Source organism: Sphingobium sp. GW821-FHT02B05 (genome assembly GCF_059421905.1).
In genome coordinates this window covers 891,046-914,730 of the sequence record NZ_JBWKVW010000001.1, presented here as the reverse complement: position 1 = coordinate 914,730, position 23,685 = coordinate 891,046, and the positions used below count along the sequence as shown (strand labels likewise).

Sequence of the window (23,685 nt, the reverse complement as noted above, 5' to 3'; positions counted from 1 at the left end):
ACCATATGGCCGTGAACATCCTTAACCCAATACCAACCTGTCTGCGTTAGGCTGGTCCGCATCATGCGTCTGTCCACCATCACCAACTGGGCCTATGGGGCCACCGTCGCCCTGACACTCGCTTCGGGCACCACCATGTTGATGGCTTCGGGCGCCGAAGAGCGCGAGCGCGCTGCCGTGGCGCAACGGGCGGCCTTCGATCAGGCCACCGCCACGCTTGAGGAGGATGTCTATCGCCTGACCGAACAGGCGCGTGGCTTCATCATCAGCGGCGATCCCAGCCACCTGATCGCCTATCGCCGTGAGAAAGACGCACTGAAGTCGGTCGAGCAGCGCATCGCCCATCTGCATGACGCCGGCGCCAATGAAGCCGAACTGGCCACCCTGGGTCAGGCGCTGCACTGGTCCGACGCGCTGACGGACGAGCAGGATGCCGCCATCCGCGCCGCGCAGGCCGGCGACGACAAGACCGGCCGCACGATCCTGTTCGGTGACGAATATGGTCGCGAACTGGACCGCGTGGCCGCGCAAGTCGGCAAATTCCAATATATGCTGGACCAGCGCACCGACCATGCGGTGACGCGCGCGACCGATACCGCTCGCCAATGGCGCACCATGTCCGAAATAATGCTGGGCATCACCGCCCTCCTGTTCCTGTGCGTCCTGTATTTCGTGCTGAAACAGCGCATCCTGCGCCCCGTCGTCAGCCTGAGCGACGTCGTCACGCGCCTTGCCGCGCAGGATTGGGACGCCATTCCGCCAGATAGCGCCCATGTCGACGAGATTGGCGACATGGCGCATGCAATCCGCATCTTCCGCGAAAACGGCCTGGAACGGCAACGTCTGGAGCAGGAACGTGATGCCGACCGCACCATGCGCGACCTCCTGTCCCGCCTGACCCAGCGCTTGCAGGGGTGCGACAGCGTTTCCGATCTGGTGGAGGTGGTTCGCCGCTTCGCCCCGGAAATCGCGCCCGACTTCCCCGGCCGCCTCTACATCCACGATATTCGCCGGAACGCCATGACGCAGGCTTGCGACTGGCTTTCCCCCGCTTACTCCCGCACCGAATTTCCACCCTCGGCCTGCTGGGCGCTACGCCGTGGCCAGACCCATCGTCCGATCGGCGACATGGTCGATATTCCGTGCGACCATCTGGATGCCATCGGCGCGATCAGCACCATCTGCATCCCGCTCGCGGCCCAAGGCGAGAGTATCGGCATGCTCTATTATGAGGAGCCGGTCCACGCGAACGCCAACCATCTGGAACGTAGCGGTAAATATCTGGAAATGCTGGCCGAAAATATCGGCCTTGCCCTCGCCAACCTGCGCCTGCGCGATGTGTTGCGCGACATGGCGATGGCCGACGCGCTGACTGGCCTGCCCAACAGACGCCAGTTCGACATCATGTTGCAAGCTCTGGTCAGCGAGGCGGAGCGCAACCATTCGCCGCTCACCTGCCTGATGGTCGATATCGACCATTTCAAGCGGTTCAACGACAGTTTCGGTCATGACGCCGGCGACGCCGTGCTGCGCGCGGTTGGCACCATATTGTCCGACGCCCTGCGGGAGAACGGCCATGCCTTCCGTCTGGGCGGTGAGGAATTCGTGGTGCTGATGCCCGGCTTCAGCCTGGATCAGGCGCTTGGCCGCACCATCCAGATCCAGCGCCGACTTCAGGAGTTGCGGATCGAACATCGCGGCCGGGAACTGGGCGCTATCACCGCCAGCTTCGGCCTGGCCACCTTCCCCGATCATGGCCGCGCCGACCGGTTGCTTCAGACCGCCGACGCTGCCCTGCTCCGGGCCAAGGCGGAAGGCCGCGACCGCGTGCTGGTGGCCACCGTCCGGGATGGCGCGACGGCTGCGGCTTGATAGGGGCCTAGGCCCCCTCCAGCACGCCGGCATGCAGCCGAACCACCCGGTCCATCTTTTGCGCCAGCCTTTCATTATGCGTGGCGACCAGCGCTGCTGATCCTTCCTCACGCACCAGCCGCAAAAATTCGCCCAGCACGACGTCGGCCGTCTGTTCGTCCAGGTTGCCGGTCGGTTCGTCCGCCAGCACCAGTGCGGGGCGATTGGCCAGCGCTCGCGCCACGGCGACGCGCTGCTGCTCGCCACCCGACAATTGGCTCGGCCGATGGTCCAGCCGATGGCCCAGCCCCAGCGACGTCAGCAACAATTCCGCGCGCGCCTTGGCCGCCGGCATCTCCGCATCCCGGATCACCTGGGGCAAGATGACATTTTCAGTCGCGTTGAAATCGGGCAGCAGATGGTGGAATTGATAGACGAAGCCCAGCGCGTCCCGGCGCAATCGGGTGCGCCCGTCATTGTCCAGCTTGGCCGCCTCTTCGCCGGCGATGCGGATGGACCCGTCGAACCCGCCCTCCAGCAGGCCGACCGCCTGCAACAGGGTGGACTTGCCGGAACCCGACGGCCCCAGCAGCGCGACAATCTCGCCCGGCCCGACGTTGAGGTTGACGCCGCGCAACACATCGATGGTGACGCCGCCCTGCGTGAAACTGCGGGTAAGGCCGGTGACCTTGAGGATATCATTCATAGCGCAGCACCTGCACAGGATCGGTGTTGGCGGCCTTGAAAGCCGGATAAAGCGTGGCGAGGAAGCTGAACACCAACGCCATGACGCAGATGGTGGCGATTTCGACAGGATCGGGCTGCGACGGAAGTTCCGTCAGGAAACGGATCGAGGGATCCCACAAATTCTGGCCGGTCACGAACTGGACGAAATTCACCACGCTCTGCCGGAAGAAGAGGAAGGTGAAACCCACGATCATGCCCGTTACCATGCCCAGCGTGCCTATGGTCACGCCGACGGTCATGAAGATCTTCACCAGTCCTACCCGGCTTGCGCCCATCGTGCGCAGGATCGCGATGTCGCGCGTCTTCGCCCGCACCAGCATGATGAGCGAGGACAATATGTTGAACACCGCAACCAGCACGATGATAGACAGAACGACGAACATCGCCACCCGCTCCACCGCCAGCGCCTCAAACAAGGAAGCATTCATCTGCCGCCAATCGGTGACGACCGCGCGCCCGGCAACCTTGCCAGCGAGCGGTTCCAGTATCTGGCCCACCTTGTCGGCATCGACGGTCTCGATCTCGATCATCCCCACCTTGTCGCCCAGCAGCAATAATGTCTGCGCGTCCTGCATCGGCATGACGACCATGGCCTTGTCATAATCATAGACGCCGACCTCGAAGATGGCCGCGACCTGATAGGCCACCTGCCGCGGCACCGTGCCAAACGGGGTGGAACGGCCCGCAGGATTGATGATGGTCAGGCTGTCGCCCAACTGAATCCCAAGATTTTCCGCCAGCCGCGACCCGATCCCGATCTTGCCGCCATTGGCGACCAGATTGTTCATGTTGCCGGCCAGTATCTTGCTTTTCAGCGTCTTGTTGCTGCGAATGTCGGGCACGGTCATGCCCCGTACCAATATGGCCTCCACCCGGCCGTCGAAGGTTGCCAGCAGCGGCTGATCGATCATCGGCGTGGCGCTGGTGACGCCCGGCGTCGCCTTCGCCTCCTTGAGGATCGACTGCCAATCGGGCAGCCGACCGCCATAGCCCTGCACCACGGCATGGCCGTTGAGGCCGACGATCTTGTCGAACAGTTCGGCGCGAAAGCCGTTCATGACGCTCATGACGATGATGAGCGCGGCGACACCCAGCATGACCGCGACCAGGCTGATGCCGGCGACGAGGAAGATGAAGCCTTCACCCTTGCCCGGCAGCAAATAGCGTTTGGCGATCATGCGTTCGTAACGGGATAGAATCATGTGGCGCGAACGGCCCTTCGATAGTGACAGGAATGCGGGTCTAGGGATCAGCCGGCATAACGGCAAGCATTGCCCGATTGTTGCATTGCCGCCACAGGGACGGACCGAAAATCACAGCAGCCCGATTTTGCAAGTGACAGCGGCCTGCTCCAGTCATAGCAAGGCTTCGGAAGCACAGGTAAAAGGCCGTGGTTCAGGGATACTGCATCCCGCTTCGAGCTTAGGGGGCTAAGAGGCGGTTGAGGCAGGCCAAGGGGGAGACGAGCAATCGTCCATTAAGCACCCGGATCATGAAAGCATGATCCGGGTGCTTTTTATTTACCCTGTCCTATCCCGCTCTTGTCTTGCATCTTTCTGTCCGATCACGCGCGCTGATGCAAAAAGGCGCTCCCTTTTCGATAGGATCCGGGCGGCGCAACTTAATAACGAAATCAGCGGGAAATGTGCGAAGTTACGGCTGCATTTTCCAACATCGGGCATCCTCTTGAAACCGGAAAAGTCCGGGCCATATCAGCGCTGTCCGGTCGCCAATCGGGGCCGGACTTCGTATCGCCGAACGCCAATATCGGGTTCGGCTTGGTTCATCTGCCCTTTGGGAGATTATGACTATGCGTGGTTTTGACCTCACCCCCTATCGCCGTTCCACCGTGGGCTTCGATCGTCTGTTCGACCTGATCGAAAATAATGCCCGCCTGGCGCAAGGCGACAATTACCCGCCCTTCAACATCGAACGCCTGTCGGAAGATCGCTATCGCGTGACGCTGGCCATCGCCGGTTTTCGCCCGGAAGAAATCGACATCACCGCTCAGCAGAATCTGCTTCAGGTGATCGGTCGCAAGGATGACGCATCTTCTTCGGATCGCTCCAAATTCCTTCATGTCGGCATCGCCAATCGCAGCTTCGAACGCCGCTTCGAACTTGCCGATTTCGTGCGCGTCGAAAAGGCCGATCTGGCCGACGGCCTGCTGACGATCGAACTGGTCCGCGAAGTGCCCGAAGCGATGAAGCCCAAGAAGATCGCCGTCAACGGCGGCCAGTTGGTCGACATCAACAAGGACCGCGACGCCGCCTGATTCTTTCCGGCACGAAACGGCTACGATAAAAACGAAGGGCGCGACCATCCGGTCGCGCCCTTCTCTGTCCCATCCGGAAAAGGCGGCTCATCATCCTTCCACTCAGGACGGTGTGACCTTCCACATAGGGAAATCAGATTTCCACCTGGCTGCCCAGTTCGACCACGCGGTTGGTAGGCAGGCGGAAAAACTCCATCGCGCTTTCCGCGTTGCGCAGCATCCAGGCGAAGATCTTCTCCCGCCACAAAGGCATGCCCGGCTTTGCCGATGGCAACAGCGTCTGGCGCGCCAGGAAGAAGCTGGTGTCCATCATCTTGAATGCCTGCCCGCAACCGGTGACGTTTTTGAGCGCAGCCGGCACGTCGGGTTCCTGCATGAAGCCATATTGCAGCACCATGCGGAAGAAGCCCCGGCCCAGATCCTCCAACTTGCACCGGCCATCATCCTCGACCACCGGCACATCCCTGATCTTCACGGTCAACAGGATGACCCGCTCGTGCAGCACCTTGTTATGCTTCAGATTGTGCAGCAGTGCATGAGGCACACCGTCGGGCGTAGATGTCATGAACACCGCCGTACCCGGAACCCGCACGGCGCTGTTGGCGGCCGAAGCTACGAAGACCGGGATCGGCATGGCCGCTTCGCGCAGGCGGTCCTGCACCAGCCGGCGACCACGCGACCAGGTCGTCAGCAGCGTGAAGACGATGAAGCCGATCAGCAGCGGGAACCAGCCACCGTCGGGCACCTTCGTCAGGTTCGCGGCCAGATAGGCACCATCGACCAGATAGAAGATCGCCAGCAACGGCGCGGCATAATACCATTTCCATTGCCACAACCGGTACAGCACGACGGTCAGCAGCACATTGTCGATGAACATCGCGCCGGTGACGGCAATGCCATAGGCGGCGGTCAGGTTGGACGATGTCTGGAACACCAGCACCAGCAGGATGACCATGACCATCAAACCCCAGTTGATGAGGGGGATGTAGATCTGGCCAGCGGTCGACGCGCTGGTATGCTCGATCCGCAGGCGAGGCATGAAGCCCAGCTGGATCGCCTGCTGCGTCACGGAGAAGGCACCCGATATCACCGCCTGGCTCGCGATGATCGCGGCCAGCGTCGCCAGTACGATCAGCGGCAACTGTCCCCATTGCGGGGCGAGATTATAGAAAGGACTGTGCAGCGCGGCCGCGCCTTCACGGAAGAGCAGCGCGCCCTGTCCCATATAGTTGAGCATCAGCGCCGGCAGCACGAAAGCGAGCCACGACACGCGGATCGGATTGCGACCAAAATGCCCCATATCGGCATAAAGCGCCTCGGCGCCGGTCACCGCCAGCACCACGGATCCCAGCGCCAGGAAGGCCGGCAGTGGATCCGTGACGAAGAACATCACCGCCCAATAGGGATTGAAGGCATAAAGGATGCCCGGCGTCTTGATGATCGAAATCACGCCCAGCGCCGCGATCGTGATGAAATAGGTCAGCATGATCGGGCCGAAGAAGGCCGCAACCCTGTTGGTGCCCAGACCCTGTATCCAGAACAGACCCAGCAGGATGACGATCGCCACCGGCAGGATCGCCGGCGCCAGTGCGGGATTGTAAACGGTCAGGCCCTCGACCGCCGACAGAACCGACACGGCCGGGGTGATCATCGAGTCGCCATAGAATAGCGCGGTCGCGAATACGCCCAGCAATACGATACCGCGCGACCAGCGCTGCGTCTTGGTCTGCCCGTTGATCAGCGCCAGCAGCGCCAGGCTGCCGCCTTCGCCCTTATTGTCGGCGCGCATGATGATGCTGACATATTTCAGCGTCACCACCAGCATCATTGACCAGAACATCAGGCTGATGACGCCCAATATATGGTCGGGGTCGAGAGCCAGATGATGATGTCCGGCGAAAGTTTCGCGGAACGCATAAAGCGGGCTGGTACCGATGTCGCCAAAGACGATGCCGATCGCCCCGACCACCAGTTTTACCGTCGCCTTTTGCCGCGCATGTCCGTGACCGCCCTCTTCCTCCTGGGAAGCCGGAGCGGTGTTGGGAAGGAGGTCAGCCATGAAGGATCATGCTCGTATCGACACCCAATCGGGGGCGGATGCAGAAAATCTGCGGGTCCCCCGTAAACCGCCGCGCCCTATCACGGCTCCGAGGAGCACGCAATGCGGACGCTGCACTGCATCATTGGGCCGGCGGCGCGCCGGCAGCCAGCATGGCATCGATACGCGCGATACTGGCGTCCAGTTCCGCCTTCACCTGGCTACCCGCCGGCGCGCTGTCCGCCAAAGGTTTCCACAGATCTCGCGCGCCCTGCAATTGACCGTTGCGCGCAAGCGCGAGCCCATAGAAATACCGCGGCGCTGGGCCATCCGGATCAAGCGCCAGCGCGCGGCGATAGGCAAATTCGGCGCCGGGCGACACCACGCCGTCGGCATGGGCGATCAGCGCGTTGCCCAAACCCAACCACAAATTGGCATCGTCGGGCGTGTCGCGCAGGCCGGACAGGAGAACATTGGCCGATTCCTTGGTCTTGCCCTGCCGCGCCAGCCCATCGGACAGCATCATCCACTGCGCCGCCGGGCCGAATCGCTCGGCCAGACCGCGTCGCCGCTCGGCGAGATTTTCGTCGAATTTCTCGCCGGCTGCTTCCTTGGTCAAACGCGGTGCGCCAGCCAGCCCCGGATGGCCCTGCCAGGCGTAACCGGCAAGGCCCAACAGGAGCGCCGCCGCGCTGATTTCCCGCGTCGATCGCGGAATGTGGCCGATCAGCAGCAGCGCGAGGAAGGCGATGGCCGCCAGGCCGAAGGCAAGGAACCAGCCGATCATGCGCGCGCCCTCCGCTTTATCCGTCCGCGCAGCAATAATAGCCCCAGCCCCAGCAACAGGATCGGCGCGGCCCATAACGGCCAGAGGATCGGCGCAGCGGTGGGTTCGTAGCTGACCCAGTCGCCATAGCGCGCGATCAGCCAGCTACGGATCGCTTCCGGCTGCTCGCCGGCCATGATGCGCTCGCGGATCTGCGATCGCATGTCGCCCGCCATGCTGGCGCCCGAATCGGCGATCGACTGGCTTTGGCAGGTAAGGCAGCGGATGGTTTCCATCAGCGCCTTCGCCTTGCGCTCCTGCGCCGGGTCGGGGATCTGGCGGTCGGCCCAAGGCGCCGGCGGCAGCGCGGTCTGCGCGGCGACAGGCACGGCGAGAAAAGCACATAAAAGGGCAAGGATCAGCTTCATCGCCCGTCCTTCAGGCGATCAAGGATCATCGGCACATCGTCGGCGCGGATGTCGCCGATATGCTGATAGGCGATTCGCCCCTTCCCATCGATGACGAACGTTTCCGGCACGCCCGAAGAGCCGAGCGCCATCTGCACCGCGCTTCGCGCGTCGAGCCCGATCCGCGCATAGGGATTGCCATAGCGTTGCAGGAAGCCGTCCACATCCGGCCGGGCATCGCGAATGGCGATCGCGTCAATCTCCGCGCCAGCCTGCTTGAGCGCCATCAGCTGCGGCGCTTCGGCGGCGCACGGTACGCACCAGCTGGCGAAAATGTTGAGCAGGCGCGGCCTGCCCGTGGCGAATTGCGTGCTGGCAAGCGCCGGCCGGTCGCTGGCGGCGGCCGGCAGGGTGAAGGCTGGCAATGGCTGGCCGACCAGCCGCGAATGGATCACCCGGTCGTCCGGTTTGAACAGGCCGCTCGCGAAAAGGGCGACGAAGGCCAGGAACAGGACCAGCGGTAGCCAGATCAAGAGCGTCCTCATGCCTCGGCGCCCTCCGTCATCATATTGTGGGCCCGCCATTTCATCAGCCATCCGCGCCGTTCGCGGCCGACCAGCGCCAGCGCGCCGCCCAGCGCGATCATGATGCCGCCCAGCCAGATCAAGGTGACGAACGGCTTCCACCAGATGCGCAATTGCCAACGGCCGCCCTCCACTTCCTCGCCCAATACGACGTAGAGCTGGCCATCCCAGCGGGTCAGCAGTGCCGCTTCGCTGGTGGTGGTCGGCGGCGAGGCGAAGAAGCGGGACTGCGGCCGGATGACGACCCAGCTGCCACCTCGACCGGCGTCCATATCGGCCTGTAGCGCGGTCCAGTTGTCGCCGGCGACCGGCGTGATCTGGCGGAAGCGGATCGACCAGCCGGCGGTCTGGATAGTGTCGCCCGGCCGCGCAGCCACCAGCTTTTCGACCGTGAAGGCAGAATCGCAGGCCATGCCGGCCAGGCTGACGGCGCAGCCCAGATGAGCGACGACCATGCCATAAGTGAAGAGCGGGGTGCGTAGCAGCTTGCGCTTCCAAAGCGGGGCAAGGCTGGCAACGCCGACTGCGACCGCGATAACCAGACCCAGGAAGGGAAGGATGCCGATGCGGCCCCAGGCGAAAAGAGACACCGAGATGGACACCACAAACGCCACGGCGATCGGCACCAGCAAACGTTTTACAACAACGCCTGCCTGATCCCTGCGCCAACGGGTCAGCGGCCCCGCCGCCATGGCGACCATCAGCGCCAGCGCGATCGGCCCGGCGATCCGGTCGAAATAGGGTGCGCCCACCGAAACCTTGTGACCGAACGCCTCCGTCATCAGCGGATAGAGTGTGCCGATGAGAACGAGGCCCAATATGACCGTCAGCAGCAGATTGTTGACCACCAGCATGGTTTCGCGGCTGACCAGTTCGAATGGCGCACCTTCACGCACCGACCCGATCCGCCAACCGAACAGCGCCAGCGCGCCACCGATATAGATAGCGAGCAGCGCCAGGATGAAACTGCCGCGTTGCGGATCCACGGCAAAGGCGTGGACGCTGGTCAGGATGCCCGACCGGACCAGGAAGGTGCCGACCATCGACATGGAAAACGCCACCACCGCCAGCATGATCGTCCAGGCCCGCAATGCGTCGCGAGTCGCCAGCACGGTGACGCTATGGAGCAAAGCCGTCGCCGCCAGCCAGGGCATGAGCGAGGCGTTTTCGACCGGGTCCCAGAACCACCAGCCGCCCCAGCCCAGTTCATAATAGGCCCAATAGCTGCCCGCCGTGATGCCGAGCGTCAGCAGCACCCATGCCGCCAGCACCCATGGCCGCATCGCGCGGGCAAACGCCGCGTCCACCTGCCGCGTGAGCAACGCGCCGATGGCGAAGGAGAAGGCGACCGACAGGCCGACATAGCCCAGATAGAGGGTGGGCGGATGGAAGGCCAAGCCGGGGTCTTGAAGCAGCGGGTTCAGCCCCTGCCCGTCCGCCGGCGGCTCGGCGATACGGGCGAAGGGATTGGAGGAGAAGAGCAGGAAGGCGTAGAAGCCGAGCGAAATGGCCGCTTGCCCGCCCAGCGTCGCCATATGGGCGTCGCGTTTCAGGGCGCGCTCGAACAGGGCGACGGCCGCGCCTGCCACGCCCATGACCGTGACCCACAGCAGCATGGAGCCTTCATGATTGCCCCATGTGCCGGCGAATTTATAGAGCCAGGGCTTCGTCGAATGGCTGTTGGTCGCGACCAGCAGCACCGACATGTCGGACCGCATGAACAGGGTGATGAGCGCCGCGAAGGCAATGGCCGTCAGAACGCCCTGCGCCACAGCGGCCGGCCGGACCGCGCCCAGCAGTTCCGGCTTGCCGCCCTTCAGGCCTGCGAAGGCCAGCATTAGTTGCAACAGCGCAAGCGCAGCCGCAAGCCACAGCGCGGCGAGGCCAGCTTCGGCGATCATGCGCGTGCGCCCCTTGTAACGATCACCGTCCGGGCTGAGCGAAGTCGAAGCCCTTCATTGAGCATGGCGAAGTGACATCCCTGCGCTCGGCCTTGCCCTTCGACAAGCTGAGGGCGAACGGGATTAAGGGCTTGGCTCACTTGTCCGCCTTCATCTCGTGCGTCGTCTCATTGTAGGTCATGCCCTCCAGTTCGCGGGGCATGTAGCGTTCGTCATGCTTGGCGAGCAAATTGGTGGCGATGAACGTGCCGCCCGCGTCGAAAGCACCCTCGGCCACGACGCCGCTGCCTTCCTTGAACAGGTCGGGCGCGATGCCGCTGAAGGTGGCGGGCACGGTTGCCTTGCCGTCGGTCACGTCGAAATGGATGGTGATCCCGTCGGCCGCACGTTTCAGGCTGCCTTTTACCACCATGCCGCCCAGACGGATCGCCTTGCCGGGCTCCACACCCTTGGTCTTCACATCGCCCGGTGCGTAAAAATAGGCGGCTTCGTCCTTGAGCGCAGATGCGGCCAGCAGGCCGGCGCCGATCAGCGCAGCCACCGCCGCCAGCGCGAGGATCAGCCGTTGATGCTTGGCCTTCATGATCCGGCCTTCATCCGCGTTCCGACATTCGGTCGGCCCGAAGCTCCGCATTGCGCATCGCGCGCCAGCTTACCAGGCTGACGAGCGTCGTGCCGGCCAGCGTCACCGCATAGGCGGCAATCACAAAAGCCCATTGGTTCATCGTCCTACCCTCTTGCCAGGCGCTGCATGCGCGCCTCGACCTTATTTTCTGCCAATTTCGCCCGCATCCGCATAAGCACGATGGCGCCGAAGAGCAGGCTGAAACCCAATAATGTCAAGCCCAGCGGCCAGAGCAGCGATCCGTCGATGCTGGAGCCGCGCAGCGTGATGGACGGCCCCTGGTGCAGGCTGTTCCACCACAGCACGGATCGGTTGATGATCGGGATGTTGACCGCGCCCACCAGCCCGAAGATCGCGGTGACGTTGCTGACCCCGCCCTGCTGCCCCTGCCGCGCGCTGGCATTGGCGAGCGCGATATAGCCAAGATAGAGGAAGAAGAGGACAAGCATCGACGTCATGCGTCCGTCCCATTCCCACCACGTCCCCCAGGTCGGACGGCCCCAGATGGAGCCAGTCATCAGGCATATGGCGGTGAACAAGGCGCCCGGCGCAGCGATCGCGCGCCCGGCGACGGCGGCCAGCGGATGGCGCCAGACCAGTTGCATCAGCGCCGCGATGGCGATGCCGGTCCATCCGCCCATGCCCAGCCAGGCGGCAGGCACATGTATATAGAGTATCCGAACCGTCTGACCCTGAAGATAGTCCGCGGGCGTAACGAACAGGCCACAGGCACATCCGATCAGCAGCAGCAGCAGGCCCGGCCAGAACAGCCATCCCGTCAACGGGCGGGCGATCTTCAAAAAGCGGGCGGGGTTGGCGAAACGATGCATCAGGATTGCGTCTGTAACCGGACCGGCGAGACAGCGCCAGTAGGGCATTTTGCCGATAGCCGACCTGAAGAAACGCAGCGTTGCCACGCTCTGCCACGCTTTTTTGTTACAGGAGGGCGACAAACGAAGCGAGAGCGACTATATGCGCGCACAAGAGACAGCCCCGGTCGCATCTTGGGGTTGTCAGGAACGGCTATGGAACCGCTCACACCCATGTTTACGACAAACCCCTTCGACGACGACAAGTTGCGCGAGGAATGTGGCATTTTCGGCGTTTCCGGTGCGGAAACGGCGTCTGCCATGGTCGCGCTTGGCCTTCACGCCCTGCAACATCGCGGGCAGGAAGCCGCAGGCATCACCAGCTGGGACGGGCATGATTTCCATACCCACCGGGCCATGGGCCATGTGGCGGGCAATTTCGACCGGGACGAAGTGATTCGTGGCCTGCCGGGCGATGCCGCCTGCGGCCATGTGCGCTATTCCACCACCGGCGAAACGTCGCTGCGCAACGTCCAGCCGCTCTATGCGGAGTTGAACTCCGGCGGGTTCGCCATTGCCCATAATGGCAATATCTCCAACGCGATGAAGGTGCGCCGCGAGCTGATTCGCCGCGGCTCCATCTTCCAGTCCACCTCCGACACCGAAGTCATCATTCATCTGGTGGCGACCTCCAGCTACCGGACGCTGCTCGACAAGTTCATCGATGCGTTGAAGCAGGTCGAGGGCGCCTATTCGCTGATCGTGATGACGCCAGAAGGCATGATCGCCTGCCGTGACCCCCTGGGCATCCGCCCGCTGGTGATGGGCAAGCTGGGCGATTCGACCATCTTCGCGTCGGAAACCGTGGCGCTGGACGTGGTCGGTGCCGACTATGTCCGCACCATCGATCCGGGCGAGCTGGTGATCGTCACCAATGATGGCAATATCCGGTCGCATCGGCCCTTCGGCGAGACGCATGCCCGTCCATGCATCTTCGAGCATGTCTATTTCAGCCGACCCGACTCGATCATCGACAACTCCAGCGTCTATTCGGTCCGCAAGGCGATCGGCGCGCAGCTGGCGATCGAAAACCCGGTCGAGGCCGATTACGTCATCCCCGTGCCGGACAGCGGCGTTCCGGCCGCGATCGGTTATGCCCAGCAATCGGGTATTCCGTTCGAGCTGGGCATCATCCGGTCGCATTATATCGGCCGCACCTTCATTCAGCCGGGCGACAAAGTCCGCCATCTGGGTGTGAAGCTGAAGCATAATGCCAACCGTGCGCTGATCGAAGGCAAGCGGATCGTGTTGATCGACGATTCGATCGTGCGCGGCACCACCTCGCTCAAGATCGTGCAGATGATGCGCGAAGCGGGCGCAGCCGAAGTGCATATGCGCATCGCATCGCCGCCGACCAAGCATAGCTGCTTCTACGGCGTCGATACGCCTGAACGGACCAAGTTGCTGGCGCACAAGCTGGACGTGGGCGGCATGCAGGATTTCATCCATGCCGACAGCCTGTCCTTCATCTCGATCGACGGCCTGTACAAGGCGCTGGGCGAAGCCAAGCGCGCGGACATCCGCCCGCAATATTGCGACGCCTGCTTCACCGGCGACTATCCTACCAAGCTGACCGATCAAGACGATGCCGTCGTGACCAACCAGTTGGAATTGCTGGCAGAGCGCGTCGTCTGAGCGCATCCGGGCGGCCCTTTCCACGGGCCGCCCTTATCGCTTCCCTTCCCATCTCAGCGATTCCGGCCTAGCCTGGAATGACAGGAAAACCATGTCCGACCTTCCGCTTTCCGGGAAACTGGCTCTCGTCACCGGCGCAAGTCGGGGCATCGGCGCGGCCACGGCAGAGGCGCTGGGTGCCGCGGGTGCCCATGTGGTGCTGACCGCCCGCACCAGCGGTGGGCTGGAGGAAGTGGAAGATCGCATCCATCAGGCCGGTGGCAGCGCGACGATCGCGCCGCTCGATCTGGCCGACGGCGACAGCATCGGACGGTTGGCGCAGGCCATTGGCGGTCGCTGGCGCGCGCTCGACATATTGGTGCTGAATGCCGCGACCCTTGGGTCGCTGGCGGCGGTTCCGGCGATCGACGCCAAGGAATTTTCTCGCCTGCTCACGCTCAACATTGCCGCGCCGCAGGCGTTGATCGCCGCCTTCGACACGATGTTGAGGGCCAGCGGCGACGCACGAGTGGTGGCGCTGACCTCTTCCGTCGTCGCGCCCCGTGCCTATTGGGGTGCCTATGGCGCGTCGAAGGCGGCGCTGGAAACCTTGGTGGGGGCCTATGGTGAGGAGATGAAGAACATCTCCGCCATTCGCACCCATATCGTCGATCCAGGCGCAACCCGCACGGCGATGCGCGCCCGTGCCTTCCCCGGCGAAGATCCCGCGAGCCTGAAGGGACCGGATGTGGTCGGGCAAGCGATCCTCGATCTGGTGACGTCGGACGCGCCGACCGGGCATCGCATGCGCGTCGAGGGCTGACCGGTCAGGCGGGCCTGACCAGCGTCACCTGCGCCACGTCGATGCCGCCACCGCGAAAGCCCCCTTCGCAATACATCAGATAATAGCGCCACAAGGCCACGAAATGCTGGTCGAAACTGGCAGGGAGCTGGCCATCCTCGATCGCCCGGTCGAATTGCATGCGCCAGCGGCGCAGCGTTTCGGCATAGTCGAGGCCGAAACGATGGACGTCGCGCCACTTCAGTCCGGCCTGCCCCGCCAGCGCGCGAAAGCGGCTTTCCGACATCAGCATGCCGCCGGGAAAGATATAGGTCTGGATGAAATCCGCGCTGCGCGCATAGGATTCGAAAATCGCGTCGTCGATCAGGATATATTGGATCGCCGCCTTTCCGCCGGGTTTGAGCAGGCGATGAATGGCGGCGACATAATCGGGCCAGTAACGCTGCCCGACCGCCTCCACCATCTCCACGCTGGCGATGGCATCATATTGCCCCTGCGCATCGCGATAGTCGGTCAATAATATCTGCGCGCCCGATCCCAACCGGTCGCGGGCATAGTCGGCCTGCTCGGTCGAGAGGGTCAGCCCGCTATAGGCGATGGCGCTATGTTCCATCGCCTGTTCCGCCAGCCCGCCCCAGCCGCAGCCGATTTCCAGCAACGATGCGCCGTCATGCAGATCCAGCCGGTCGAGAACGGCATCGACCTTCCGCCGCTGGGCCTGCTCGAAATCTTCATCATGGTCGTCAGGATCGACGAACAACGCACTGGAATAATGCATATTCCTGTCCAGCCACAGACTGTAGAAATCATTTCCCAGATCATAATGATAGGCGATGTTGTGCCGCGATCCGACACGGCTGTTGCGGCGTGCCCAATGCGCTACCCTGCCGGCCCAGCGCCCCGGCCCCCGCGGACGAGCGGATCGTCCCAACGTCACGGCATTGCGCATGAAAAGGGCGAAGAGCGGAACAGGATCGGGACTGCTCCATTCCCCCGCCGCCCAGGCCCGATACCAGCCGGCGGACCCACCGATAGCCAATCGCACAAGCGCCCGCCAGCTTTGCAGATCGACCTGGCATTGCGGTCCCGGCGCCCGGCCACCCAACAAGCGGCGCGTTCCATCCGGCAAGCTTGCTTCCAGAGCGCCTTCCTCCAGTCCCAAATCGATTCGATCGAGCAACCGGTGGAAAACTGGCGCCATCAGACGCGACAATGTGCGTGGCTTGCCCGATCGCGGGGGACGTCGCACGGACAGCGCGCGCCTGCCGCGCCGGGGATCGGTTGCATTCATGACGTCAATCCTGCCGCAAGCCGAGCGTCGCTGCAATCACCCCTTGCTGCGACGATAGGCCTCCAGCGCACGCTCCCGCCCTTCGCGATGGCCGATGATCTTGGCAGGATAGCCAGCCGGCTTTGCGCCATGAGCATCGGGATCGTGAATGACCGAGTCGGACAGATTGGCCAGTTCCGGCACCCATTCGCGAATATAGTCGGCGGCATCGAACTTGTCCGACTGGGTCAGCGGCGCCATGATGCGCGTGAAGAGATTGGCATCGACGCCGCTGCCCGCCACCCACTGCCAGTTGACGCTGTTATTGGCATAATCGGCATCGACCAGCGTATCCCAGAACCATCGTGCGCCATGGCGCCAGTCGATCAGCAGATGCTTGATCAGGAAACTGGCGGCAATCATGCGCACACGGTTATGCATCCACCCCGTCGCCCAAAGCTGCCGCATGCCGGCGTCCACGATCGGATAACCGGTGCGACCGGTCTTCCAGGCGGTGAAGTCGGCGCTTGCTTCCCGCAGGTCGCGCCATGGCAGGCGATCGAAATCCGCGCGTGCGTTGGACGATCCATAAGTGGGCAGCTCGCAAATCTGGAGATGCGCATAATCCCGCCAGATCAATTCCTTAAGAAAGATCGTTGCGTCATGACCTGAACCGTCAACACGGTGCCACACATAAGCCGGCGATATCTCGCCAAAGTGGAGATGGGGCGACAGGCGCGATGTCCCCTCGATCGAGGGAAGATTGCGGGCAGTCGGATAATCACCCACCTCGTCGATAAACGCGGCGACATTGGCCCGCCCGCCCTGCTCTCCCGGCGTCCAGTCGGCGGCAAAGCCTTTCGCCCAATCCGGCTTTTCCGGCAGCAACGCCCAATCCTTCAGCGATTCGCTGTCCGGCCAATGTTGCGGCGCTTCGATATGTCCGGGGGCCGGATGTGGCGGCGGGGGCGGCATATGCTCCATCACGGCGCGGGCAAAGGGCGTGTAGATGCGATACATGCCCCCTGCCCCCGTCCGCACCGCACCGGGCGGCAGCAGCAGGCCGCCGTCATGCAGGCACAGGTCCAGCAGCTTCGAGACGGCCTTTTCCGCGTTGCGCCACCAAGGTTCATAATGGTGGAGGGCATGGACCCGTGAGGCGCCCACTTCCTTAGCCAGCGCCGCCAGCATGTCCGCGCTCTTCCCGCGGCGCAGGATCAGGCGCGACCCCTTGTCCCGCAGGCTTTCGTCCAGCCGAGCTAGACTGTGATGCAGCCACCATCGCGCCGCGCCGCCCATCGCCCATTGGCGCGGCGCGTCATCGTCCAATATATAGACCGGGATGACCGGCCCTTCGGCAACGGCGGCGGCCAGCGCGGCCTGATCGGACAGGCGAAGATCCTGGCGGAGCCAGAGCAGGACGGGTTCGGACATGGACAGCCAATGCGCCGCGCCGCGCCCGGTTCCAAGCGGCCATTGGGGCATATTGCCATCGATGTGGCGGCAACATCCTGTCGCAAAACATGAGGGCAAATCGGCAAGCCGATGATTCGGCCGATGGACGCGGAGCCTTCCGCCGCTTATTCTGGGACGGACGCCGGGATGCGGCGGGATGATGGCTGCGCTCGGGGACAGAGGGGCGCCATCTCTATATTTTTGGGGAAATCATGGCTTCGATGCCCAACGAACAGGACATAGGATACCGGCCATGCGTCGGGATCATGCTCGTAAACATGGATGGCAAGGTGTTTGTCGGCCAGCGGCTCGATAATGTCGTCGAGGCGTGGCAGATGCCGCAGGGCGGCATTGATGAGGGCGAGGAAGCAAAGGCGGCCGCGTTGCGGGAACTGGAGGAAGAAACCGGTATCCGTAGCGATCTGGTCGAGATCATAGCCACCGCCAAGGACGAGCATTTCTACGATCTGCCGCCCGAACTGGTCGGCAAGCTGTGGGGCGGCAAATATCGCGGCCAGCGCCAGTTCTGGTTCCTGGCCCGCTTCGTCGGCAAGGATAGCGACATCGATATCCAGACCAAGCATCCTGAGTTTCGGGAGTGGCGCTGGACAGAACCCGACACGTTGCCGGAGCTGATCGTGCCGTTCAAGCGCAAGCTGTACCGCGACATATTGCAGGAGTTTCGGGCGCTTATCTGACCGGATTGGCTTTTGGGGGCTTAAAATCTGCGGTCGGTTGGTTATGACGGGCCTATGTATGCCCGTCTGACCCTCCTGCCATCATTGATGTTCGCCCTGTCATCGACCGCTCAAGCGGCCGAACCGGCCCTCCTGCCGCCTGCCGTGCGCGAGATGATGGAAGCCGCGATCGCCAACGGCAATGAAACAGACATTGCCACCGTGTCCAAGATCGCCAAGCAGACCAATCCTGCGTCGGCCGATGAAATCCAGCGCATGGTCAACAGCTGGAAGGAGCGGACGAAGGCCACGCATGACACGGTGATTCGCGAAGCACGGTTCAACGAATTATGGACCGGGCGGGTCGAGGCAGGCGGTTTCCGCTCCACCGGGTCCACGAGCGAATTGGGCATCAGCGCGTCGGCCACAGCCACCCGCGCCGGCCTGCAATGGTCGCACAAGCTGACCGCGGCCGCCGATTATCGGCGCGCCAACGGCGTTACGTCGCGCGAACGCTATTTCGCGGGCTACGAGCCGCGCTACGAATTCGATCCGCGCGGCTTCGCTTATGGCCTGGCCCAGTTCGAGCGCGACACGTCGATCGGCTATGACGAGCGCTATACCGCTTCGGTCGGTGTCGGCTACAAACTGATCGTCAGCAAACCGGTCGATCTGTCGGCCGATATCGGTCCGTCGGTTCGACATGCCAAATATATGATCGGCGATCGGGAAACCAAATTGGGCGTTCGCGGATCGATGGCGCTGGCGTGGCGCGCCACCCCCACAGTGACGTTCAAACAGACAGCGTCGGGCTATGCAGAAAGCGACGTCTATACGCTCAATGCGCTGTCGTCGGTCGAAACCAAAGTCAGCACAAGGCTGTCGGCGGCCTTTTCCTACAATATCCAGTATGAGTCGGAGACATTGTTGACGACCCGCGACCTGGACACGCTGAGCCGGCTGACCCTGACCTATGATTTCTGAACCACGCAATTTTGTTGCGGGGGTGGAGGCCGGCCCGGCGCTCTGATAGATCAAGGCGGATGAGGGATTTTTCATCGCAGGAACGCATGTTGCTCGACCGCGCGGCGGCGGCGCCGATGCTGGCGCAGACGCAGGCCTGGGCCGCGATCAACAGCGGGTCGCGCAATCTGGATGGGCTCGCCCGGATGGCGGATGGGCTGGCCGACGCCTTTTCCATCCTGCCCGGCGACCTTCGCCTGATCGATCCCGCGCCGGTCGATAATGTAACGCCCGACGGGCGCATCCAACCGATCGCCCATGGTCGGCACCTTCACCTGTCGGTTCGCCCCGACGCGCCGATCCGCCTGTTGCTGACCGGCCATATGGACACGGTCTTCCCCCCCGATCATCCTTTTCAGAATCAGCGCTGGCTGGAGCCGGGCATCCTCAATGGTCCCGGGGTTGCCGATATGAAGGGGGGCATCGCCGTCATGCTGGCGGCGCTGACCGCGATCGAGGGATCGGATGCGGGGGTGACGCTGGGCTATGACGTCATCATCAATAGTGATGAGGAAGTGGGTAGTGCTTCCTCCGCATCGCTGTTGCGGACGGCAGCGGCGGGCAAGCTGGCGGCCTTCACCTATGAGCCGTCGGCGCTGCCGGACGGGACGCTGGCTGGCGCGCGCGCAGGCAGCGGCAATTTCTCGATCGTCGTCACGGGCCTGAGCGCCCATGCCGGCCGCAATCCCGACGATGGCCGCAACGCCCTGCTGGCCGCCGCCGACCTGGCGTTGCGATTGAAGGCAGGCAGCAAGGGGGCCGGCTTTTCCTGCAACCCCGCGAAGATCGACGGTGGTGGCCCCAACAATGTCGTGCCCGACCATGCGGTGCTTCGAGTCAATTTCCGGCCCCGAACACCAGCGGACGAGATGGCCGCCCGCGCGCTGATCGACCGGGCCATGGCGGATGTCGCGCGAGACCATGACGTCAGCCTGCGTCTGCACGGGGGTTTCGGCCGCCCACCCAAGCCGATGGATGGCAAGGCGCAGGCGTTGTTCGGGTTGGTGCGTGCATGCGGCGTGGAGCTGGGCCTCGACATCGGATGGCGTGACACGGGCGGCGTGTGCGACGGCAACAACATCGCCGCCTGTGGCGTGCCGGTGGTCGACACGATGGGCGTGCGTGGCGGCAGCATCCATAGCGATGCCGAATTTCTGCTGACCGACAGCCTGCCCGAACGGGCGCAGCTATCGGCGCTGGCCCTGTGGCGCATCGCGAAGGGGCAATTCATACCAGGACATAATCAGACAGAGGGGATGACCGCTTGAGCTTCATCATGCGCATCGCGCGCGCGGACGATCTGCAAACGCTCTATGAAATGGCCAAGCTCACCGGGGGTGGCTTCACCAACCTGCCGCCCGACCGCACGTCACTGGCCGCCAAGCTGGAGCGCACCGAAAAGGCGCTGGCGCGCGAAGGCGACGGCATCGAGGACGAATTAATCGTCATGGTGCTGGAAAATGTGGAGACGGGCCAGGTGCGCGGCACGTGCCAGATATTCTCCACCGTCGGGCAAAGCTGGCCCTTCTACAGCTATCGGCTCGGCGTGCTGACCCAGCATAGCCGGGAATTGGGTCGCACGTTCCGCGCGCAGATGCTTTCGCTCACGACCGACCTGGAAGGATCGGCGGAGGTTGGCGGGCTGTTCCTCCACCCGCGCGAACGGGCCGAGGGATTGGGCCTGCTGCTGGCCCGCAGCCGCTATCTCTATATCCGCGCGCACCGCAGCCGCTTTGGCGACAAGGTGCTGGCCGAATTGCGCGGCGTGATCGACGAAGCGGGCGGGTCGCCCTTCTGGGACGGCTTGGCCGGGCGCTTCTTCGGCATGAATTTCCAGGAAGCGGACGAATTCAACGCCGTCAACGGCAACCAGTTCATCGCCGATCTGATGCCCAAGACGCCTATCTATACCGCCATGCTGACCGACAGCGCCCGCGCCGTCATCGGCCTGCCCCATCCCAATGGCCGCGCCGCGATGCGGATGCTGGAGACGGAAGGCTTCGACAATGCGGGTTATGTCGATATTTTCGATGGCGGCCCGACCATGGTGGGGCAGATCGACCAGTTGCGCACGATCGCCGGTGCGCGCGACGTCACCCTGTCCGCCACCCATGAAAAAGGCGGGGAGAAGATGTTGATCGCGACCGGCCGACTGGCGGACTATCGTTGCACCTGGGGCTTCGTGCAGCAGGACGATAATGGGGAAGTGTCGCTGGATGCGGCCAGCGTGACGCGATTGCGGCTGGATACCGGCGCGTCCTTCACGATGGCGGGGCGGGCATGAGCGTCCGGGAGATCAATTTCGACGGGATCATCGGTCCCAGCCATAATTATGCGGGCCTGAGCCTTGGCAACCTTGCGTCCGCGCGCAATGCCGGCGGCGTGTCGCAACCGCGCGCGGCGGCGCTTCAGGGGCTGGAAAAGATGCGGGGCAATATCCGCCTCGGCCTGACGCAAGGCATCTTCCTGCCGCAGTGGCGCCCCGACGTCGCCTGGCTGACGAAGCTGGGCACCGACGTCGGCAATGCCGAACCGCATATCCGGGCGGCGGCCATGTCCGCTTCCTCCATGTGGGCGGCCAACGCAGCGACCATTTCGCCGGCCAGCGATACGGCGGACGGACGCACGCACCTGACCGTTGCCAACCTCGTCACCATGCCCCATCGCAGCCATGAGTGGCCGCAGACGCTGGCGCAACTGCGCATCGCCTTTTCCGACAATCGCGCCTTTGTAGTGCATGATCCGATCCCCGCGCCCTTCGGCGATGAGGGCGCGGCGAACCATATGCGGCTGACGCAAAGCCATGGCGAGGCCGGCGTGGAAGTCTTTGTTTACGGCCGGTCAGGCGGCGCCTTTCCCGCGCGCCAGCATGTCGAGGCGAGCAAGGCGATCGCGCGCAACCATGGCCTCGATCCCACCCGCACCTTGTTTGTGGAACAGTCCGAAGCGGCGATCGCGGCAGGGGCCTTCCACAATGATGTCGTCGCGGTGGCCAACGAGCATGTGCTCTTCACCCACGAACAGGCCTTTGCCGACAAGGATGGCTTTTACGCCGACCTGCGCGCCGCCCTGCCCTGCGTCGAGATCGTCGAGGTACCGGCCAGCGCGGTCAGCCTGAGCGATGCGATCAAATCCTATCTGTTCAACGCGCAACTCGTCACCCTGCCCGATGGTGGGGGGATGGCGTTGATCCTGCCGACCGAGGCGCAGGAGACGCCGGCTGTCTGGCGGTGGCTGGAGCAGATGATCGCCGGCAATGGCCCGATCCGCCGGCTGGTGCCGGTCGACGTGCGGCAATCCATGGCCAATGGCGGCGGTCCTGCCTGCCTGCGACTGCGCGTGGTGGCCGATCCTGCCGATATCGATCCCCGCTTTCTGGTGGACGAAGCGCGGTTGGAGGGCATTGCGCGGATCGTGTCCCAATATTGGCCAGAATCGATCGAACCCCAGGATTTGGGCGACACGCGGCTGATTGCCCGGATCGAACAATCATGGTTAACTCTTGTTGACCATTTGCAGCTGGTGGGCGACTTATCTCCCTGACGGCGGGGCAAGCCGGACGGGATGACATGGAACGGATCAAGAGCTTCTTCACCATCAAGACCAAGTTCGAGGCGTTCCTGGTCATATATGCGCTGGCGCTGGGCGCGGCCGAGCGTGGGCATGTCTATATGCAGCAATATCCAGGTACCGGTGGCCATCTGCTGGCGCTCGCCTGTTCGGGCGCGGTCTTCATGGCGGGCGGCAAGATACTCGACGCGCTGGATTATCAGCGCAGCCTGTAGGCCCCATCTTATTCCATAACGGATCGAACTGAACGACCGGTCCAGCCCGATCTGCATTATCCTCCCTCCATTGGGCCATGGAGGGACAATCAGATGCTGGACGATCGTCGCAGGCGTAGCGTGCCCGCTGCCGAACTGGTGCGCAATTTTGCCCATTGGCGCGAAGTCGGATCGCGCGAGCCAGTGATGGTGACGCACCATGGCCGCGAAACCCATGTCTTCATGGGGCTGGACCGGTTCCGCACGATGGCGGTGAGCGACGAGGAGGCGCCCGCCCCCGACCGTACTTTCGAACTGGCGGCGCGCATTCACCAGGGGCTGGTCCTGTGCGCACCGGACATGAGCATCGATTATGTAAACGGCGTTGCGCTGGCCATGGCGAAGCGTTGGGACCGGCATCTGGAGGGGCAGTCGCTATGGGACGCTTTCCCCGAACTGGCCGGCACCTTGACCGAAGCCCATATTCGTCACAGCCTGTCGTCCGGGGAGGCCAGCGCGGCCGATATCCCCTCGCCGTTCCGCGACGACGTGTGGCTGCATGTACAGACTTTTCCCTTTGCCGGGGGCGTCGCGCTGCTGATGCGAGACATCACCGCCGATATGCAGCGCCATCGTCTGGCGGACGTCAAATCCGCGATCCTAAAGGCGATGGGGGTGCATGGGGGCGTGGGCTATGCCCGCGTGTCGATGCGCGGCTTCATCGATGTCGTGAATGACAGTTTTTGCGCGATGGTGGGGCTCGGCGCCGACAGGCTGGCCGACGTCCCGATTGCCGATCTGGTCGAACTGCCTGTCCGGCCGTTGTTCCGCGAACAATTGGAGCGGGTTCTGCGCGGTGATGGCGACATGCGCATTGCCACCCAATTGCTGACCAATGAGGGATCGGTCGCGCCGGTCGATGCCGCCATCGCCCGCCTGCATGGCATCTACGGCACGGAAGGTGCCGTGATCGTCGTTACCCCCCGTTCTGCGGCTTAATTTGCAGGTAACAACGTC

The 23,685-nt window shown here is 63.4% G+C and carries 23 protein-coding genes; 11 read left to right on the top strand and 12 right to left on the bottom strand.

Annotation, left to right across the window (positions count from 1 at the left end):
• Positions 1-63 precede the first annotated feature (63 nt).
• The gene (locus AC07UX_RS04645; protein WP_495190801.1) at positions 64-1,872 is read left to right on the top strand and encodes a diguanylate cyclase; all 1,809 of its coding nucleotides are present in this window, start codon (positions 64-66) and stop codon (positions 1,870-1,872) included.
• A gap of 7 nt (positions 1,873-1,879) precedes the next feature.
• Here AC07UX_RS04645 and AC07UX_RS04640 read toward each other — a convergent pair whose 3' ends face one another.
• Positions 1,880-2,557 (bottom strand): ABC transporter ATP-binding protein, encoded by a 678-nt coding sequence (locus AC07UX_RS04640; protein WP_495190800.1) that lies wholly within the window; start codon positions 2,555-2,557, stop codon positions 1,880-1,882.
• Positions 2,550-3,800 (bottom strand): lipoprotein-releasing ABC transporter permease subunit, encoded by a 1,251-nt coding sequence (locus AC07UX_RS04635; protein ID WP_495190799.1) that lies wholly within the window; start codon positions 3,798-3,800, stop codon positions 2,550-2,552. The genes AC07UX_RS04640 and AC07UX_RS04635 overlap by 8 nt, the downstream gene beginning before the upstream one ends.
• 602 nt (positions 3,801-4,402) lie before the next feature.
• Here AC07UX_RS04635 and AC07UX_RS04630 point away from each other — a divergent pair.
• Entirely contained in the window at positions 4,403-4,873 is a 471-nt protein-coding gene (locus AC07UX_RS04630; protein ID WP_495190798.1) for an Hsp20 family protein, read from the top strand.
• A 133-nt stretch (positions 4,874-5,006) separates the two neighbouring features.
• Here the strand turns inward: AC07UX_RS04630 and AC07UX_RS04625 are convergent, their stop codons facing one another.
• The 8 genes from AC07UX_RS04625 to ccmC form a co-directional block, all read right to left on the bottom strand.
• Entirely contained in the window at positions 5,007-6,932 is a 1,926-nt protein-coding gene (locus tag AC07UX_RS04625) for a potassium transporter Kup (protein WP_495190797.1), read from the bottom strand.
• Positions 6,933-7,053: 121 nt separating this feature from the next.
• Positions 7,054-7,698 carry a tetratricopeptide repeat protein gene (locus AC07UX_RS04620; protein ID WP_495190796.1) on the bottom strand — a complete coding sequence of 215 codons (645 nt, stop codon included), beginning with the start codon at positions 7,696-7,698 and terminating at the stop codon, positions 7,054-7,056.
• A complete protein-coding gene (locus tag AC07UX_RS04615; protein ID WP_495190795.1) occupies positions 7,695-8,105 on the bottom strand; it encodes a cytochrome c-type biogenesis protein in 411 nt (136 codons plus the stop codon). Before AC07UX_RS04615 ends, AC07UX_RS04620 begins: the two co-directional genes overlap by 4 nt.
• Positions 8,102-8,629, bottom strand: a complete 528-nt coding sequence (locus AC07UX_RS04610; protein WP_495190794.1) for a redoxin family protein — start codon at positions 8,627-8,629, stop codon at positions 8,102-8,104. Before AC07UX_RS04610 ends, AC07UX_RS04615 begins: the two co-directional genes overlap by 4 nt.
• Positions 8,626-10,569, bottom strand: a complete 1,944-nt coding sequence (locus tag AC07UX_RS04605; RefSeq protein WP_495190793.1) for a heme lyase CcmF/NrfE family subunit — start codon at positions 10,567-10,569, stop codon at positions 8,626-8,628. Before AC07UX_RS04605 ends, AC07UX_RS04610 begins: the two co-directional genes overlap by 4 nt.
• Before the next feature lie 136 nt (positions 10,570-10,705).
• On the bottom strand, positions 10,706-11,152 hold the full coding sequence (ccmE, locus tag AC07UX_RS04600) for a cytochrome c maturation protein CcmE (protein ID WP_495190792.1): 447 nt from the start codon (positions 11,150-11,152) through the stop codon (positions 10,706-10,708).
• Positions 11,153-11,162: 10 nt separating this feature from the next.
• Positions 11,163-11,294 (bottom strand): hypothetical protein, encoded by a 132-nt coding sequence (locus AC07UX_RS04595; RefSeq protein WP_495190791.1) that lies wholly within the window; start codon positions 11,292-11,294, stop codon positions 11,163-11,165.
• 4 nt (positions 11,295-11,298) lie between these two features.
• On the bottom strand, positions 11,299-12,024 hold the full coding sequence (ccmC, locus tag AC07UX_RS04590; protein ID WP_495191788.1) for a heme ABC transporter permease CcmC: 726 nt from the start codon (positions 12,022-12,024) through the stop codon (positions 11,299-11,301).
• Positions 12,025-12,237: 213 nt separating this feature from the next.
• Here ccmC and purF point away from each other — a divergent pair, with 213 nt between their 5' ends.
• Together purF and AC07UX_RS04580 are read left to right on the top strand one after the other, a co-directional pair.
• A complete protein-coding gene (purF, locus tag AC07UX_RS04585) occupies positions 12,238-13,698 on the top strand; it encodes an amidophosphoribosyltransferase (protein WP_495190790.1) in 1,461 nt (486 codons plus the stop codon).
• Positions 13,699-13,789: 91 nt separating this feature from the next.
• Positions 13,790-14,500 (top strand): SDR family NAD(P)-dependent oxidoreductase, encoded by a 711-nt coding sequence (locus AC07UX_RS04580; protein WP_495190789.1) that lies wholly within the window; start codon positions 13,790-13,792, stop codon positions 14,498-14,500.
• 4 nt (positions 14,501-14,504) lie between these two features.
• On the opposite strand, the gene AC07UX_RS04575 is transcribed toward AC07UX_RS04580, so the two are convergent.
• Both AC07UX_RS04575 and AC07UX_RS04570 read right to left on the bottom strand, forming a co-directional pair.
• Positions 14,505-15,770, bottom strand: coding sequence for a class I SAM-dependent methyltransferase (locus tag AC07UX_RS04575; RefSeq protein WP_495190788.1), 1,266 nt, complete (start codon positions 15,768-15,770; stop codon positions 14,505-14,507).
• A gap of 36 nt (positions 15,771-15,806) precedes the next feature.
• Entirely contained in the window at positions 15,807-17,183 is a 1,377-nt protein-coding gene (locus AC07UX_RS04570; protein WP_495190787.1) for a cryptochrome/photolyase family protein, read from the bottom strand.
• Between the two features lie 233 nt (positions 17,184-17,416).
• Between AC07UX_RS04570 and AC07UX_RS04565 the strand changes: the two genes are divergently transcribed.
• The 7 genes from AC07UX_RS04565 (at position 17,417) to AC07UX_RS04535 (ending at position 23,667) form a co-directional block, all read left to right on the top strand.
• The gene (locus AC07UX_RS04565) at positions 17,417-17,902 is read left to right on the top strand and encodes an RNA pyrophosphohydrolase (RefSeq protein WP_495190786.1); all 486 of its coding nucleotides are present in this window, start codon (positions 17,417-17,419) and stop codon (positions 17,900-17,902) included.
• Between the two features lie 54 nt (positions 17,903-17,956).
• Complete coding sequence (locus AC07UX_RS04560; RefSeq protein ID WP_495190785.1) at positions 17,957-18,865, top strand: DUF481 domain-containing protein; 909 nt, start codon at positions 17,957-17,959, stop codon at positions 18,863-18,865.
• A 59-nt stretch (positions 18,866-18,924) separates the two neighbouring features.
• Positions 18,925-20,172 carry a hydrolase gene (locus AC07UX_RS04555; protein ID WP_495190784.1) on the top strand — a complete coding sequence of 416 codons (1,248 nt, stop codon included), beginning with the start codon at positions 18,925-18,927 and terminating at the stop codon, positions 20,170-20,172.
• Entirely contained in the window at positions 20,169-21,188 is a 1,020-nt protein-coding gene (locus tag AC07UX_RS04550) for an arginine N-succinyltransferase (protein ID WP_495190783.1), read from the top strand. The genes AC07UX_RS04555 and AC07UX_RS04550 overlap by 4 nt, the downstream gene beginning before the upstream one ends.
• Positions 21,185-22,447 (top strand): N-succinylarginine dihydrolase, encoded by a 1,263-nt coding sequence (locus tag AC07UX_RS04545; RefSeq protein ID WP_495190782.1) that lies wholly within the window; start codon positions 21,185-21,187, stop codon positions 22,445-22,447. Before AC07UX_RS04550 ends, AC07UX_RS04545 begins: the two co-directional genes overlap by 4 nt.
• A 26-nt stretch (positions 22,448-22,473) precedes the next feature.
• Positions 22,474-22,689, top strand: coding sequence for a hypothetical protein (locus AC07UX_RS04540; protein WP_495190781.1), 216 nt, complete (start codon positions 22,474-22,476; stop codon positions 22,687-22,689).
• A 93-nt stretch (positions 22,690-22,782) separates the two neighbouring features.
• Complete coding sequence (locus AC07UX_RS04535) at positions 22,783-23,667, top strand: PAS domain-containing protein (RefSeq protein ID WP_495190780.1); 885 nt, start codon at positions 22,783-22,785, stop codon at positions 23,665-23,667.
• Positions 23,668-23,685 lie beyond the last annotated feature (18 nt).

Coding starts and splice junctions, on each gene's coding strand:
- AC07UX_RS04645 (WP_495190801.1), top strand. CDS start 64: ATGCGTCTGTCCACCATCACCAACTGGGCCTATGGGGCCACCGTCGCC.
- AC07UX_RS04640 (WP_495190800.1), bottom strand. CDS start 2,557: ATGAATGATATCCTCAAGGTCACCGGCCTTACCCGCAGTTTCACGCAG.
- AC07UX_RS04635 (WP_495190799.1), bottom strand. CDS start 3,800: ATGATTCTATCCCGTTACGAACGCATGATCGCCAAACGCTATTTGCTG.
- AC07UX_RS04630 (WP_495190798.1), top strand. CDS start 4,403: ATGACTATGCGTGGTTTTGACCTCACCCCCTATCGCCGTTCCACCGTG.
- AC07UX_RS04625 (WP_495190797.1), bottom strand. CDS start 6,932: ATGGCTGACCTCCTTCCCAACACCGCTCCGGCTTCCCAGGAGGAAGAG.
- AC07UX_RS04620 (WP_495190796.1), bottom strand. CDS start 7,698: ATGATCGGCTGGTTCCTTGCCTTCGGCCTGGCGGCCATCGCCTTCCTC.
- AC07UX_RS04615 (WP_495190795.1), bottom strand. CDS start 8,105: ATGAAGCTGATCCTTGCCCTTTTATGTGCTTTTCTCGCCGTGCCTGTC.
- AC07UX_RS04610 (WP_495190794.1), bottom strand. CDS start 8,629: ATGAGGACGCTCTTGATCTGGCTACCGCTGGTCCTGTTCCTGGCCTTC.
- AC07UX_RS04605 (WP_495190793.1), bottom strand. CDS start 10,569: ATGATCGCCGAAGCTGGCCTCGCCGCGCTGTGGCTTGCGGCTGCGCTT.
- ccmE (WP_495190792.1), bottom strand. CDS start 11,152: ATGAAGGCCAAGCATCAACGGCTGATCCTCGCGCTGGCGGCGGTGGCT.
- AC07UX_RS04595 (WP_495190791.1), bottom strand. CDS start 11,294: ATGAACCAATGGGCTTTTGTGATTGCCGCCTATGCGGTGACGCTGGCC.
- ccmC (WP_495191788.1), bottom strand. CDS start 12,024: ATGCATCGTTTCGCCAACCCCGCCCGCTTTTTGAAGATCGCCCGCCCG.
- purF (WP_495190790.1), top strand. CDS start 12,238: ATGTTTACGACAAACCCCTTCGACGACGACAAGTTGCGCGAGGAATGT.
- AC07UX_RS04580 (WP_495190789.1), top strand. CDS start 13,790: ATGTCCGACCTTCCGCTTTCCGGGAAACTGGCTCTCGTCACCGGCGCA.
- AC07UX_RS04575 (WP_495190788.1), bottom strand. CDS start 15,770: ATGAATGCAACCGATCCCCGGCGCGGCAGGCGCGCGCTGTCCGTGCGA.
- AC07UX_RS04570 (WP_495190787.1), bottom strand. CDS start 17,183: ATGTCCGAACCCGTCCTGCTCTGGCTCCGCCAGGATCTTCGCCTGTCC.
- AC07UX_RS04565 (WP_495190786.1), top strand. CDS start 17,417: ATGGCTTCGATGCCCAACGAACAGGACATAGGATACCGGCCATGCGTC.
- AC07UX_RS04560 (WP_495190785.1), top strand. CDS start 17,957: ATGTATGCCCGTCTGACCCTCCTGCCATCATTGATGTTCGCCCTGTCA.
- AC07UX_RS04555 (WP_495190784.1), top strand. CDS start 18,925: ATGAGGGATTTTTCATCGCAGGAACGCATGTTGCTCGACCGCGCGGCG.
- AC07UX_RS04545 (WP_495190782.1), top strand. CDS start 21,185: ATGAGCGTCCGGGAGATCAATTTCGACGGGATCATCGGTCCCAGCCAT.
- AC07UX_RS04540 (WP_495190781.1), top strand. CDS start 22,474: ATGGAACGGATCAAGAGCTTCTTCACCATCAAGACCAAGTTCGAGGCG.
- AC07UX_RS04535 (WP_495190780.1), top strand. CDS start 22,783: ATGCTGGACGATCGTCGCAGGCGTAGCGTGCCCGCTGCCGAACTGGTG.